Below are 13,618 nucleotides of genomic sequence, written 5' to 3'. Positions count from 1 at the left end.
TGCCGGAGGGAATTTTCTTCAGCCATGTGGCTCGGCTGAGATCACGAGAAACGTCGCGTCGTCGTGGGTTTTAACACGAGGATAGGCGCCCGCCATGAGGTCGCCTCGCTCCCTTTCCCGCAATTCCTGCATCAGGTCAGCGCCCTCGCCGGCCGCGAGCCGGGCATGGAGGGTGCTGTCCGAATAGGCTCCGAACACATCCACGAGACGCATGAATCCGTCCGTCGCCAGCGCGATCGGGGCTCCTGCTTCCACCTGCGCGTCGAAGCGCAGCTCTCGCCCGGCCCATGGCCGGCGCGGGTTCACGACCCAGTAGCCATCCGGCCGGTTGAGCCTGCCGCGGTTCTCGAGGATCTGGCGCCTGACTGCCTCCGGGATGGTGCCCGGCTCATGCTCCCGTGCCCCCAGGGCCGCCAGGGTCTTCTTCTCGAAGGGTTTGGCCCGTTCGTCGCTCCAGCGGACGATCCCCCCCTCCGTGGGCACCAGGGCGATCACGTCGCCGAGGAAGCGCCCCTGGACGCCGATGCGCCCGCCCTCCCCCGTCCGGGCCTCGATCAGGCCGAGGCAGGCGGAGGGTGCCTGATGGTCGTCGATGTCGAGGACATGGGCCGTCGCCTCGCGGAAGCCTGCCTCGACGGCAGCTTCGAGCCGGAGCAGCACCGCATCGGCATCCCCTTCCCGGGCAAGGTCGCTCAAACGGTCGCCGACCGTGCCGGCAAGCCAGGCGGCATCGCTTCCCCCTGAGGTGAGCTGCTCGTCGGACAGGCCCGTCGCCCCGTCGATGACCCAGGCAAAAGGTCCATGCAGGCCGATCCCGTCCTCGTTGATACGGGAGCCTGGCAGGGAGAGCCGGTCCAGAGACCGGAAACGGGAAATGGGGCCAGTCGGGTTCACGGCTTAACTGGTCTCATATTGGTCGCTTCGTGTCTATACTGGTCTTAAGCGCTTTTCACATGCTTCGAGAGGCGGAAAAGCCTTCGGAACGTTCGGTTTGATCGAATCCCGCACCTGGGCGTTAGTGCTTTGATAAACCTGTTGCCGAAGGAAGAGCCATGGTCACATTGGAAATCGACGGCAAGGCCGTTGCCGTGACGAACGCGGACGAGGGGCAGGCCCGCGAACTCTTTTTCAGTGAGAGCTTTAAAGATGACTTAAAGTCGTTTAAGAGCGAGGGCCGGTCCCTCTGGGACGGCTCAGCTGCCTTGACGACACGGCCCGCATCGGAACACGAGATCGATGCCTTCTATGAAGCCCTGGACGAAGAGGACGAGGTCGACGAAGACGACGAAGACTATGACGGCGATCTCGATATCGATGTCGTGTTCCTGGTGTCCATCGACGAAATTGACGACGCCGCTGCCTCCGGCTGATCATCCTTACCGGAGCCCTTAGGAGGCTCCCAAACACGGTTCAGCCCTATTCACATGCCTTTTCCCAAGACCAATCCCAGCCTCGAACGCGCCCTTGCCGACCGAGGCTACAACGACCCGACGCCCGTCCAGGCCGCCGTGCTGGAGGCGGATGCCCGCGACCGCGACCTTCTCGTCTCCGCCCAGACCGGCTCGGGCAAGACCGTTGCCTATGGCCTCGCCATGGCGTCCACCCTCCTGGGCGATGCCGAGCGCTTCGACGCTCCGCGCGAGCCCCTGGCCCTGATCATCGCTCCGACCCGCGAGCTTGCCCTGCAGGTCAACCGGGAGCTCATCTGGCTCTATGGCCCGGCAGGCGCGCGCGTCGCCTCCTGCGTCGGCGGCATGGACGTGCGCCGCGAGCAGCGGGCCCTGGCCGATGGCTGCCACATCGTCGTCGGGACGCCGGGCCGCCTGCGGGACCATCTGGAGCGCGGCCGCCTCGATACCTCGAAGATGCGCGTCGTGGTTCTCGACGAGGCCGACGAGATGCTCGATCTCGGCTTCCGCGAGGATCTGGAATTCATCCTCGATGCCACCCCCGAAGATCGGCGCACCCTCCTGTTCTCCGCAACCCTGCCGAAGAACATCATTGCCCTGGCCCGGCGCTATCAGCGCGAGGCGCATCGCATCGACACCCTGGTCGAGAACGAGCCGCATGGCGATATCGAGTATCGCGCGCTCAGGATCGCTCCCAACGAAGTCGAGCACGCGGTCGTCAACGTGCTGCGCTTCTACGAGAGCCGCGGCGCCATGGTGTTCTGTCACACCCGCGAGGCGGTACGGCACCTGCATGCCAGCCTGATCGAGCGCGGCTTCGCGGCGGTCGCCATCTCGGGCGAGCTGACCCAGAACGAGCGCAGCAACGCCCTGCAGTCTCTGCGCGACGGCCGCGCCCGTGTCTGCGTGGCAACCGACGTGGCCGCCCGCGGCATCGACCTGCCCGATCTCGGTCTCGTGATCCATTTCGACCTGCCGAACGACCACGAGACGCTCCTGCACCGCAGCGGCCGCACGGGCCGCGCGGGCCGCAAGGGCGTCTGCGTGATGCTCGTGCCCTATACGCGCCGCCGCAAGGCCGAGAGGCTGATCGACATGGCCGGCGTCGACGTGACCTGGGCCGGCCCACCCTCCGCCGACGAAATCCGCCAGCGCGACCGCGAGCGGATGATGCAGGATCCGATCTTCTCCGAGGAAGTCACGGAAGAGGATCTCGCCATGGCGCGGGCTCTCCTCGCCGAACGCTCCGCCGAGGACATCGCCAACGCCCTGGCGCGGTTTTTCCGCGCGCGCCTTCCCGCGCCGGAAGAGATCGTCGATGCGGGCGGGGACCGCGAGCCGCGCCAGCGCAAGGACAAACGCGAGCGCCAGGATGAGCGCCAGCGCGGCTTCAAGGACAGAGGCCGGGATTCGTCCGAGGGCGGTTTCGAGCGCTCGTCCGAGGACATGGTGTGGTTCCGTATGAGCGTCGGTCGCCGCAACAACGCCGATCCCCGGTGGCTTCTGCCGATCATCTGCCGCCTGGGTCATGTGACGAAGAAGGAAATCGGCTCGATCAAGATCTTCGATCGCGAGACGAAGTTCGAGATCGCCAAGTCTCACGCGCCGAAATTCGCCTCGGCCGCACGCAAGTCCAATGACGAGGACATTCGCATCGAGCCCGCCGATGCCGGACCGGGCAAGTCCCCCGATAGGCGCCCCCGCGAAGGCAAGCCGTGGGACAAGCCGAAGGGCAAGGGCCCCCAGGAGCGAGGCGGCCCAGCTCCCTACCGGGCGGCAAAGGACAGCAAGGGGCCGAAAGACCATAAGCGCCCGAAGGACAAGAAGCGGTCTTCCGACAAGCGCCCCTGATGAAGAAACAGGCCGGGACATTCCCATGTCCCGGCCTGAATTTTGTGGAGAGAGGCAGGGCTGCCCGTTAGGGGTCCGCAAGCCCAAAGGCCCAGCTGTCCTAAGGCGCCGGCTCATGATCGTTTGTCATGGCGCAATGCAGCAAAGATGTTGTGCATTGCAACATAGACCCCATATGAGGCGTTACGTTTGAGATAACTCCTTACCCGAAAGGGCCCAGTCATTATGCAACGCTTAGGGCAGATGCTTCGCCAATTGGCCCATTACCGCCGCCAGTGGGAAACCGTGATGAACGCGTCGAGCGCGGCCTCCCCGGCAGCGGCACGTCCGCCGGTGCCGACACGACTGAATGAAGTCTCCGGTTTCGGCTCCAATCCCGGCAATCTGAGAATGTTGACTTACGTTCCGGAAAGTCTGCCGCCCTCTCCCGCCCTCGTGGTCGTCCTGCATGGATGCACGCAGACGGCCGCCGGCTACGATCACGGCTCGGGCTGGTCGGCGCTTGCGGACCGCTACGGCTTCGTTCTCCTCTATGCCGAGCAGCAGGAAGCCAACAACCCGAAGCGCTGCTTCAACTGGTTCCAGCTTGCCGACATCGAGCGTGATCGCGGCGAGGCTCATTCGATCCGTCAAATGGTCGCGCATGCGGTCGAGAAACACGGCCTGGATCGCGGCCGGATCTTCGTGACCGGACTCTCGGCCGGCGGCGCCATGACCTCGACCATGCTCGCAGCCTATCCGGAGGTCTTCGCCGGCGGCGCCATCATCGCCGGCCTGCCCTATCGCTCCGCCACCAGCATTCCCGAAGCCTTCGAGTGCATGTTCCAGGGGCAAACGCGCTCCGCCGAGGAATGGGGCGCTCTCGTGCGTGAAGCCTCATCCCACAAGGGACCATGGCCCAAGGTCTCCGTATGGCATGGCAGCGCCGACGCGACGGTCAAGCCGATGAATGCGGGAGAGATCATCAAGCAATGGACGAATGTCCATGGCCTGCCTGCCGAGGCGAGCCGCAGCGACATCGTGGACGGTTATCCGAGGCGCGCATGGGCCGATGAGGCGGGCAACGAGATCATCGAGGAATACGTCATCACCGGCATGGCCCATGGCACGCCCCTGGCCGTCGGCAACGATGAGCACAATTACGGTACGGCCGGCCCCTTCCTGCTCGATGTCGGCATCTCGTCGAGCTACCGGATCGCGAAGTTCTGGGGATTGACGGAATCCTTCGAAGGGCGAGTATCACGCCAGATCGCCGATGAGGTTGTCGCCCGCAACACGCCAGCGATTGTTCACGCGCTCCCCGCCAAGACGGAAGTGCCGGATAGGGAGGATGCTGCGCGCAATGCGCAGCGGAGCACGCCGCCGCCGTCTCACCTGGATATCGGCTCGGTGATCACGAAGGCGCTCAGGTCCGCTGGCCTCATGAAGTGAGCAGGCATTCCGACCCCGTCATGATGCTTGCTCCAGAGGAGCTGGAGCCCGCTCAGGGCTTCTTCTCCTGGCTCAGCAGATCCTCCTGCTTACGCCTCTCGCCCGTGATGCAGTTCATGCTTCCTGACTGGGCCGGAACGACCAAGGAGCGTGTGTCGCCAATTCCAGCGATCTCACGCATGATCTTCGTGCGCACGATCATGGCGAACTGCTCCGGATCATGCAGGGGAATCACGAAGGAGCCGACGCCCCCGATCACGCATTCCCTGTAGTAGAGATCCAGATCCTCCTGCTCGGCGTTGCCGGCGCCACGCTTGAACATGATGGGAAGACCATTGATGATGATGCCGTTCGTGATCGCCTCATCGCGAGCGTAGGTGACGGGGCGGCCGTCGTTGTTGGGGCCGTCGCCGGATATGTCGACGACGCGGCGGAGCGGAGCGCCTCCCAACTGCTCGAAGAGCTTGCGGCTCTGGTCGATGATGCCGGAAATGGAGGTCATCCCCGCTTGGCGAATAGGCTGGTAGGAGAGTTGGTTGGAGAACGACATCGCCTTCTCAGGGCTGTCGATAACCATCCATGGCACAATGACCCGCTGATCCTTGACACCCGACCATTCGACATAGGTCACGGCGATACGGCCATTCACGCCGCTTCCGATGGCCTCATGAACGAGGGAGGATCGGAAGGCGTCGATGAAACCTTCGCGCTGAAGCCCCTGCTCGTCGCTCTCCATGGAGGACGATACATCGACCGCAATCACAAGGGCGACATCGAGCTGGGTTTCCGGGGCGACGGGACTGGCGGCAAGAACATCACCGGCCAGCAGAAAGAACGCGAGAGTACTCAGGAACCGATTCGCCATGACCACCTCCGCTCCCGGCCCACAATCCCGCGATCGCGGCCAAGATTACGGTCTGTCAACGTTCCAAACAGGCATTTGATACGCATATTTGGCCGATTAATCGGCAAATCTACTTCACGTCAGTCGCATTTCCTTACTTTGAATGGGCTCGAGAACGACGAGCAACTACACGGCGCCCCATTCCGTAAGCGCCCTGCAATACGTAACAAAATCCACCCTCCATACGCAGAGCAGACAGGGGGTGAGCGTTCGAGTAATGATTTATTACGCTACGCAAAGGGCAAAACCATGAAACCGGATATGGATATGATCGGCGCACTCACCAGCTTCTCCGTCGGTACGCTCGACGGCCGCGATGCGATGATGGTGATCGAACTTGCGACAACGCCCGAGGAATACGAGCGGGGCATCCGCCACCAGATGCCGGTTGCCATGACGCCCGAACACGCCCGGGAACTGGGCGAGGCTCTTCTGCTCGCGGCCCGGGCGGCCGAAATGGGCGAGGCACCGAGCTACGCGTTCAACTGATTGATGCGTTCCTTTCAAAAATCATGAACATCAGTCGCCTGTCAGCGACACGCCCAGTATAAGTTTTAAATTGAAATGAAAGTGCTCGCGGCGAGCCTCATTGTAGTCAGGGCTGAGCACGACATCAAAAAAATTGCGTACCGTCCCTTGGCTTATCGTGAGCGATCAAGTGGCCGGGAACTCTCGTTTCGATCTCATCGAGAAACGGGACACGTCTACCAGGACATTCAGGAACGTGACACCGCTGTGCGAATGAAAAAGAGCAAGGCGGGAACCGCCTTGCTCTCTGGCTGGAATTCACCGGGACACACGTCAAGCGCCGTCCCCTTCGCCCAAGGATCAGATGGATTCCTTGAGGTCCTTGGCAGCGCGGAAGGCGATCTTCTTCGATGCCTTGATCTTTACCGGCTCGCCGGTCTGAGGATTGCGGCCCATGCGAGCGGCACGCTTGCGCACCTGGAGGATGCCGAGTCCGGTCAGGCGAATCTTGTCGCCTTTCTTCAGGCTCTTGGTGATCATCTCGACAACGTGGGTCAGCATCTCGTTGGCTTGGCGCTTGGGAAGCTCGTGCAGCTCGGAGAGCTTCTCCGCGATATGGCGCAGCGTCAGGATCGGGGACGATGCCGAGGAGGATGCCTTTGCAACCTTCTTCACAGCCGCCTTCTTCGCCGGTGCCTTAGTCGCAGCAGCCTTGGTCGCAGCAGCCTTGCTGACAGCCTTTGCAGGTGCCTTGGCAGCCTTCGACGATGCCTTCGCTGCAGCCTTAGGGGCCGCAGCCTTCTTGGCCGGGGCCTTCTTGGAAACCTTGGTTGCAGTCTTGGCCATCAGAAACTCCTTATTGTAGATGGTGAATGCGTAAGACAGCAGATACTCAATAACGCGTTCAGCCAAGAATTAAAGATGGCAAAGCCAGCTTTCCGCACAATAGTGCGGGTTACTTGTCGATTTCTCGTCAAGAAGGGCCTGAATGCTAGGTTTACGGGGCTTTGAAGCGCGTTCGCGGTCCGAGCCTGAGAGGGAATCGAAGCGGCTAGAATGCGGAAACGTCGCTGGCGGAACCGCATTGCGAGTCCGCACGCGGGTTATCCCACCGTCGCCCGTTCCTCATCGTCTCGGGGCTGGACATCCGGGGATATTTTGATGTCACCTCTCCTGTCGCAAAATCTCGGTATTCCGGTTATTGGATCGGAAAAGGGCTGACGCTCACCACATTCCGAAAAGCGCCACGGTGAAATTATGACAAATGTCGCCTGCATCGGTGAATGCATGATCGAGCTTCGGGAGGAGGCCGACGGCCGGCTATCGAGGGGCTATGGCGGGGATACGTTCAACACCGCGGTCTACCTGGCACGCCTCGGGACGCAGACCGATTACGTCACCGCGCTGGGAGACGACAGCTGGAGCGATGAGCTGATCGCGGCCTGGAACAAGGAAGGCGTTGGCACGCAACGGGTGCTGCGCCTCCCCGGACGCCTTCCGGGGCTTTACATCATCCAGACGGATCCGAAGGGCGAACGCCGTTTCTCCTACTGGCGCGAAACCGCAGCCGCGCGTCTGCTGTTCCAGGCGCCTGAAGCTGCGAGAATCATCGACGCCATCGGCAGCTACGATCTCGTCTACCTGTCGGGCATCTCCCTCTCACTGTATGGGGAGAGCGGACGCGAGCGCCTGTTCGACGTTCTTCGCGATGTCCGGTCCAAAGGCAAGCGAGTGGCCTTCGACACGAATTTCCGCCCGCGCGGCTGGCCCGATCCGGACATCGCGCGGGCCGCCTTCTGTCAAGCCTTCGCATGCGCCGATATCATCCTGGCCTCCACGGAAGACCTCGAGCTCCTGTTCGGCAGCACGGGTGTGGAAGAACTGCTGGCCTTCTCCAACCGCGCAGAGATCGTCCTCAAACATCCCGACCTGACCTGTCGCGTCCTGTCGCAAGGTGAGGATATCCTCGTGCCCGGCAAGCCCGCAGAGGACGTGGTGGACACCACAGCGGCGGGCGACAGCTTCGCTGCCGCCTATCTGAATGCGCGCCTGTCGGGTGAGCCCCCTCGCTCGGCTGCGGCGGCAGGCCATCGCCTCGCCGGACAGGTCGTGCGCTATCGCGGCGCGATCATCCCGCGCGAGGCCATGCCATAAAATCTTTCGACCACCTCCATCCAGGGAGTTTCTCTCATGCCTCAAGACCAGAAGGATCTCGCCAGCGCCCGTAGCAAGATGCTGGCCGACCTCCTCCGCGCTGGCCCCATCGTTCCGGTAATCACGCTGGAGCGTGTGGAGGACGCCGTTCCCCTTGCGCGGGCTCTCGTCGCGGGCGGGCTACGCCTGCTGGAGATCACCTTGCGCACTGCCGCCGCGGCAGAATCGGCAGCGGCCATCATCCGGGAGGTGCCCGAAGCCATCGTCGGCATCGGGACCGTTCTGACCCCGAAGGATCTTGAGCGCGCTGAGGCCCTTGGCGCACGCTATGCCCTGAGCCCCGGCGCCACGCCCGACCTGCTCGAAGCGGCGAGCCGGGGCGAGATGCCGTTCATTCCCGGCATCGCCACCGCGTCCGAACTCATGGCGGCCCTTGCCCATGGCTTTCACACCGTAAAATTCTTCCCGGCCGTTGCGGCCGGCGGCATTCCGGCATTGAAAGCCCTTGCCGGACCGTTCCCGCAGGCGCGCTTTTGCCCGACGGGCGGAATCGACGAAAAGAATGCCCGCGACTGGCTCGCCCTGTCGAACGTCGTGGCCATCGGCGGCTCGTGGGTCTGCCAGACTTCCGACATCCGCGCCCAGGCCTGGAGTGAGATCACGGCGAAAGCGCAGCGCGCCTTGATGTCGATCAAGGAATGAGGCTCGGCGGTCGGTCCATCGACTGACACTTCGTAGCATTGTCAGCCTTCCGTCTCCTGGCGATACTCATCGGCGGGGGAGGAAAGCCAATGACCTCAACGATCTACGATACGAACCTCGACAAGAACCCGGCGAATTACCAGCCGCTGACGCCACTTTCCTTCCTGGAGCGGGCCGCGAGCGTTCATCCCGACCGACCGGCAGTGATCCACGGCTCCCTGGTTCGCGACTATCGTGACTTTTACGCGCGCGCCCGGCGGCTGGCGTCGGCGCTCTCCCAGCGTGGGATCGGGCGCGGCGATACCGTGTCGGTCATGCTTCCCAACACGCCCGCCATGCTCGAATGCCATTACGGGGTCCCGATGGCCGGTGCCGTGCTCAATACGCTGAACACGCGCCTCGATGCCAAGATCATCGCCTTCTCCCTGGAGCACAGCGAAGCCAAGGTGCTCATCACCGACCGGGAGTTCTCGGCCACCATCGAGGCGGCGCTTGCGCAATCTTCTGTGAAGCCCCTCGTCATCGATTACGACGACCCTGAATTCACCGGCCCGGGCGAGCGGCTGGGAGCCATGGAATACGAAGAACTCCTCGCCGAAGGCGATCCTGGCTTCGAATGGAGCCCGCCTCGGGACGAGTGGGACGCCATTACCCTGAACTATACCTCGGGCACCACGGGCGACCCGAAGGGCGTCGTCTATCACCATCGCGGGGCCTATCTGCTCGCTATGGGCAATATCCTCACTGCCGGCATGGGACAGCATCCCGTCTATCTGTGGACGCTGCCGATGTTCCACTGCAACGGCTGGTGCTTTCCTTGGTCCCTGTCCATCGTCGCGGGCACCCATGTCTGCCTGCGCGCCGTGCGCGCAAAGCCCATGTACGACGCGCTTGCCGACCAAAGGGTCACGCATCTCTGCGGCGCGCCCATCGTCATGTCGACGTTGCTCAATGCACCCTCCTCCGAGAAGCGTCCCCTGCCCCATACGGTCAAATTCCTGACGGCCGCCGCGCCGCCGCCGGAGGCGGTGCTCGCCGCGATGAAGGCTGCAGGCTTCGATGTGACGCATCTCTACGGCCTGACGGAGGTCTACGGTCCAGCGGTGGTCAACGAATGGCACGATGAATGGGACGCGCTCGACCAGGGCGGCTATGCGGCCAAGAAGGCCCGTCAGGGCGTGCGCTATCCGGTTCTGGAATCACTCGACGTGCTCGACCCGGAAACCATGCGGCCCGTGCCCGCCGACGGACGGACTCTCGGCGAGGTCATGTTCCGTGGGAACGTGGTCATGAAGGGCTACCTCAAGAATCCATCCGGCACGGCAAAGGCCTTCGAGGGCGGCTGGTTCCATTCCGGCGATCTCGGCGTGAAATACCCCGACGGCTATGTGCAGCTGAAGGACCGCTCCAAGGACATCATCATTTCCGGCGGCGAGAACATCTCATCCATCGAAGTCGAGGATGCCCTCTACAGGCACCCCGCCATCCAGGCCGCCGCCGTCGTCGCGATGCCGGACGAGAAATGGGGCGAGACGCCCTGCGCCTTCGTGGAGCTGAAGCCCGATCAGTCAGTCCCGGCGGAGGACATCGTGGCCTGGTGCCGTCAGCACCTCGCCTCCTACAAGTGTCCCCGCACGGTGATCTTCACGGAACTGCCCAAAACCTCGACGGGCAAGATCCAGAAGTTCCAGTTGAGGGAAATGGCCCGGGCTCACAAGGCTGCGGGCTGATCGGATGGGGCGGCTCATCGCCCCTTCCACACGGGCTTTCGCTTCTCGATGAAGGCATCGATGCCCTCGGCGGCATCCTCCGCCATCATGTTGCAGGCCATGACGTCGCCCGCATAGGCATAAGCCTCCTCCAGGCTCATGGAGCGCTGACGGACGAACATGGCCTTTCCCGTCCGGATCGCCAGCGGGCTCTTGGCGCAGATATCCGCCGTCAATGCGGCAACGGCCTCATCGAGCCCGGCATCCGGCGCCACCCGGTTGACGAGACCGAAAGACAGCGCCTCGGCGGATGAAATGAAACGTCCCGTCACCAGCATGTCGAAGGCTCGCTTGGGCGAAACGTTGCGGGACAGCGCCACGGCGGGCGTGGAACAGAACAGACCGACATTGATGCCCGACACGGCGAAGGTCGCGCTCTCGGCCGCCACCGCCAGATCGCAGGAGGCAACAAGCTGGCAGCCCGCCGCAGTCGCCATACCGTGCACGCGGGCAATCACCGGAACGGGCAGATCGACGATTCCCTGCATCACCCGGCTGCACTGCGCGAACAGCGCCTGGTAATACTCCTGACGCGGGTTGGCCCGCATCTGCTTGAGGTCATGCCCCGCACAGAAAGCCTTGCCGGAAGCGGCGAGAACGACACAGCGAACCGTCTCGTCCTCCTTCAAGGTATTCAACGCCTGCTGAAGCGCCGACAGCATGTCCTCGGATAAGGCATTGAACTGGGCCGGACGGTTGAGGGTCAGCATGACGACCCCATCCCGCTCGTCGCGCAGCAGAATGTCGGGGCTGGAAACGGCCTGCTGGGCACTCATCGGCATTGTCCTCCGGATCGTTCCTGGCGCATTGTTTGAAGGATCCAACCTGAATAAGCTCCATATGGCAACAAGACCCTCGAGGAACGCCACCTCCTGGCCGGGTCCGAACGACAAGAGGTGCCATCGTGAGCAAGCCGCCCATCAGCCGCTTTCCCGTCCCTGAGATCTCCGACCTGCCGGAGGATATCCGCACGCGGATTCTTGCGGTTCAGGAGAAGTCGGGCTTCGTGCCGAACGTCTTTCTCGTGCTGGCCCGGCGCCCGGACGAGTTCCGCGCCTTCTTTGCCTATCACGACGCCCTGATGGAAAAGCCCGGCAATCTCACCAAGGCAGAGCGGGAAATGATCGTGGTGGCGACGAGCAACGCCAACCAATGCCAGTATTGCGTCGTCGCCCACGGGGCGATCCTGCGGATCCGGGCCAAGAACCCGCTGATCGCCGACCAGGTCGCGATCAACTACCGCAAGGCCGACATCACGCCGCGGCAGAAGGCGATGCTGGATTTCGCCATGAAGGTATCCTTTGAGGCCTATGCGGTCGGCGACGCGGATATCGAGTCGTTGGCCGCCCACGGCTTCACGGAGGACGATGTATGGGACATCGCGGCGATTGCGGCGTTCTTCTCCATGTCGAACCGCCTCGCCAACGTCACCAGCATGCGGCCTAACGACGAGTTCTATTCGCTCGGCCGAGGTTGAACGCTCATGCCGAGAGCACCTTGCCCGGATTGAGCCGGTTGTCGGGGTCGAGCGCCCGCTTGATCGTGCGGGCGAGTTCCATCTCGGGCGCCGCGCGGTAGCGCGCCAGCTCGCCCACGCGATACTGTCCAATGCCGTGCTCGGCCGAGATGCTGCCGCCGAAAGCCGCCACAACGTCATGCACGATGCGGTTCACGTGAGCGGCGTCATGGTTCGCATCGACGAGAACATTGTAGTGGATGTTGCCGTCTCCGAGGTGGCCGAAAGCATTCACGCGCGTGCCCGGCGCGCCGGCGGCCAGGGCCTCCCCGGCCTCGATGAGGAAGCGCGGGACCTCCGTGAGCGGGACGGAGACATCGTGCTTGACGCTCTTACCCTCCCGAGCCTCGGATTCCGTAACATGCTCCCGCAGGGCCCAGAGCTGAGAGGCCTGGGCACCTGACTCGGCAATCACGCCGTCGAGCGCGATCTCCTGCTCGAAAGCCGCGCCCAGCATCGTCTCGGCCGCCTCGCGCAGGCCTGCGAGACTCGAAGCCGCTTCGATGAGCACGAACCATTCGCCCTCCGCGATGGGAGCTTTCAGGCCAGCGTGCCTGGCGACAAGCTGCATCGAGGTGGCCGAGATCAACTCGAAGGCCGAGATCTGATCGCCCAACTCATCCTGGGCGAGTTCCAGAAGGCGCAGGGCCGCCGCGGGATCGGCGACCGATAGCAAAGCCGTCACGGAGTGCTTCGGACGCGGCACAAGCCTCAGGACCGCCGCCGTGACGATCCCGAGCGTTCCCTCGCTGCCGATGAAGAGCTGCTTCCAATCATAGCCCGCATTGTCCTTGCGCAGCTTCCGCAGGCCATGGGCGATCGTACCATCGGGAAGAACTACCTCGAGGCCGAGCACGAGGCTGCGGGTCATGCCGTAGCGCAGGACGTTCACGCCCCCCGCATTGGCTGCGACCACCCCGCCGATGGTGGCCGAACCCTCCGCCGCCAAGCTGATCGGCAGCAGGCGCCCGGCGGCAGCGGCGGCATCCTGGGCGATCTTCAGGATGCATCCGGCCTCGGCCTCGATGGTCAATCCGACCGGATCGACGCTGCGGATGGCCGCCATGCGATTGAGGGACAGGACGACCTGCGTGCCGGTCGCATCCGGCACCGCACCGCCTGCAAGGCCCGTGTTGCCGCCCTGGGGAACGATGGCGACGCCGGCCTCGCGGCAGATCTGCACGATCCGGGCGACCTGCTGGGCATTGGAAGGACGAACGACGCAGGCGGGCTTGCCCGGGAAGAGCCGGCGCCAGTCGACTGCATAGGGCTCGAGATCGGCCCCTTCCGTGATGACGGCCGCAGGACCGAGAAGGCTCGTCAGGCGATGCAGCAGATCCGTCGCGTTGGTCATGGAATAATCCCTCGCGGTTTCACCCCCGCTCCTGACCGATCAGGACGCAATCGTCAACGT

General features: G+C 63.5%; 14 protein-coding genes. 8 read left to right on the top strand and 6 right to left on the bottom strand.

Annotated features, from left to right (window positions below; all coding sequences use genetic code 11):
• Positions 1 to 18: 18 nt before the first annotated feature.
• A complete protein-coding gene (locus tag H0S73_RS09180) occupies positions 19 to 894 on the bottom strand; it encodes a hypothetical protein (RefSeq protein WP_181051870.1) in 876 nt (291 codons plus the stop codon).
• A 158-nt stretch (positions 895 to 1,052) separates the two neighbouring features.
• Here H0S73_RS09180 and H0S73_RS09175 point away from each other — a divergent pair, with 158 nt between their 5' ends.
• From H0S73_RS09175 to H0S73_RS09165, 3 genes are all read left to right on the top strand, one after another.
• Positions 1,053 to 1,370, top strand: coding sequence for a hypothetical protein (locus H0S73_RS09175; RefSeq protein ID WP_181051869.1), 318 nt, complete (start codon positions 1,053 to 1,055; stop codon positions 1,368 to 1,370).
• A 54-nt stretch (positions 1,371 to 1,424) separates the two neighbouring features.
• Positions 1,425 to 3,260 (top strand): DEAD/DEAH box helicase, encoded by a 1,836-nt coding sequence (locus H0S73_RS09170; RefSeq protein ID WP_181051868.1) that lies wholly within the window; start codon positions 1,425 to 1,427, stop codon positions 3,258 to 3,260.
• Positions 3,261 to 3,485: 225 nt separating this feature from the next.
• Positions 3,486 to 4,691 carry an extracellular catalytic domain type 1 short-chain-length polyhydroxyalkanoate depolymerase gene (locus H0S73_RS09165; RefSeq protein WP_181051867.1) on the top strand — a complete coding sequence of 402 codons (1,206 nt, stop codon included), beginning with the start codon at positions 3,486 to 3,488 and terminating at the stop codon, positions 4,689 to 4,691.
• 52 nt (positions 4,692 to 4,743) lie between these two features.
• Here H0S73_RS09165 and H0S73_RS09160 read toward each other — a convergent pair whose 3' ends face one another.
• Entirely contained in the window at positions 4,744 to 5,556 is an 813-nt protein-coding gene (locus tag H0S73_RS09160) for a DUF1194 domain-containing protein (RefSeq protein ID WP_181051866.1), read from the bottom strand.
• A 306-nt stretch (positions 5,557 to 5,862) separates the two neighbouring features.
• On the opposite strand from H0S73_RS09160, the gene H0S73_RS09155 reads away from it, so the two are divergent.
• Positions 5,863 to 6,084 (top strand): hypothetical protein, encoded by a 222-nt coding sequence (locus H0S73_RS09155; RefSeq protein ID WP_181051865.1) that lies wholly within the window; start codon positions 5,863 to 5,865, stop codon positions 6,082 to 6,084.
• A 30-nt stretch (positions 6,085 to 6,114) separates the two neighbouring features.
• On the opposite strand, the gene H0S73_RS26340 is transcribed toward H0S73_RS09155, so the two are convergent.
• Complete coding sequence (locus H0S73_RS26340; protein WP_425488218.1) at positions 6,115 to 6,240, bottom strand: extensin family protein; 126 nt, start codon at positions 6,238 to 6,240, stop codon at positions 6,115 to 6,117.
• Between the two features lie 183 nt (positions 6,241 to 6,423).
• The gene (locus H0S73_RS25715) at positions 6,424 to 6,738 is read right to left on the bottom strand and encodes an HU family DNA-binding protein (protein ID WP_181054289.1); all 315 of its coding nucleotides are present in this window, start codon (positions 6,736 to 6,738) and stop codon (positions 6,424 to 6,426) included.
• Between the two features lie 612 nt (positions 6,739 to 7,350).
• Here H0S73_RS25715 and H0S73_RS09140 point away from each other — a divergent pair.
• From H0S73_RS09140 to H0S73_RS09130, 3 genes are all read left to right on the top strand, one after another.
• Positions 7,351 to 8,217, top strand: a complete 867-nt coding sequence (locus tag H0S73_RS09140) for a sugar kinase (protein WP_425488183.1) — start codon at positions 7,351 to 7,353, stop codon at positions 8,215 to 8,217.
• A gap of 36 nt (positions 8,218 to 8,253) precedes the next feature.
• Complete coding sequence (eda, locus tag H0S73_RS09135; protein ID WP_181051862.1) at positions 8,254 to 8,919, top strand: bifunctional 4-hydroxy-2-oxoglutarate aldolase/2-dehydro-3-deoxy-phosphogluconate aldolase; 666 nt, start codon at positions 8,254 to 8,256, stop codon at positions 8,917 to 8,919.
• Between the two features lie 89 nt (positions 8,920 to 9,008).
• Complete coding sequence (locus H0S73_RS09130) at positions 9,009 to 10,649, top strand: acyl-CoA synthetase (protein ID WP_181051861.1); 1,641 nt, start codon at positions 9,009 to 9,011, stop codon at positions 10,647 to 10,649.
• Between the two features lie 14 nt (positions 10,650 to 10,663).
• Here H0S73_RS09130 and H0S73_RS09125 read toward each other — a convergent pair whose 3' ends face one another.
• The gene (locus H0S73_RS09125; RefSeq protein ID WP_181051860.1) at positions 10,664 to 11,464 is read right to left on the bottom strand and encodes an enoyl-CoA hydratase; all 801 of its coding nucleotides are present in this window, start codon (positions 11,462 to 11,464) and stop codon (positions 10,664 to 10,666) included.
• 128 nt (positions 11,465 to 11,592) lie between these two features.
• Here H0S73_RS09125 and H0S73_RS09120 point away from each other — a divergent pair, with 128 nt between their 5' ends.
• Positions 11,593 to 12,165, top strand: a complete 573-nt coding sequence (locus H0S73_RS09120) for a peroxidase-related enzyme (RefSeq protein ID WP_181051859.1) — start codon at positions 11,593 to 11,595, stop codon at positions 12,163 to 12,165.
• 4 nt (positions 12,166 to 12,169) lie between these two features.
• On the opposite strand, the gene H0S73_RS09115 is transcribed toward H0S73_RS09120, so the two are convergent.
• Complete coding sequence (locus H0S73_RS09115) at positions 12,170 to 13,558, bottom strand: FAD-binding oxidoreductase (protein WP_181051858.1); 1,389 nt, start codon at positions 13,556 to 13,558, stop codon at positions 12,170 to 12,172.
• Between the last annotated feature and the right edge of the window lie 60 nt (positions 13,559 to 13,618).

This window comes from Microvirga mediterraneensis, assembly GCF_013520865.1.
GTDB lineage: Bacteria > Pseudomonadota > Alphaproteobacteria > Rhizobiales > Beijerinckiaceae > Microvirga > Microvirga mediterraneensis.
This window is presented reverse-complemented; position numbering and strand designations above follow the sequence as displayed.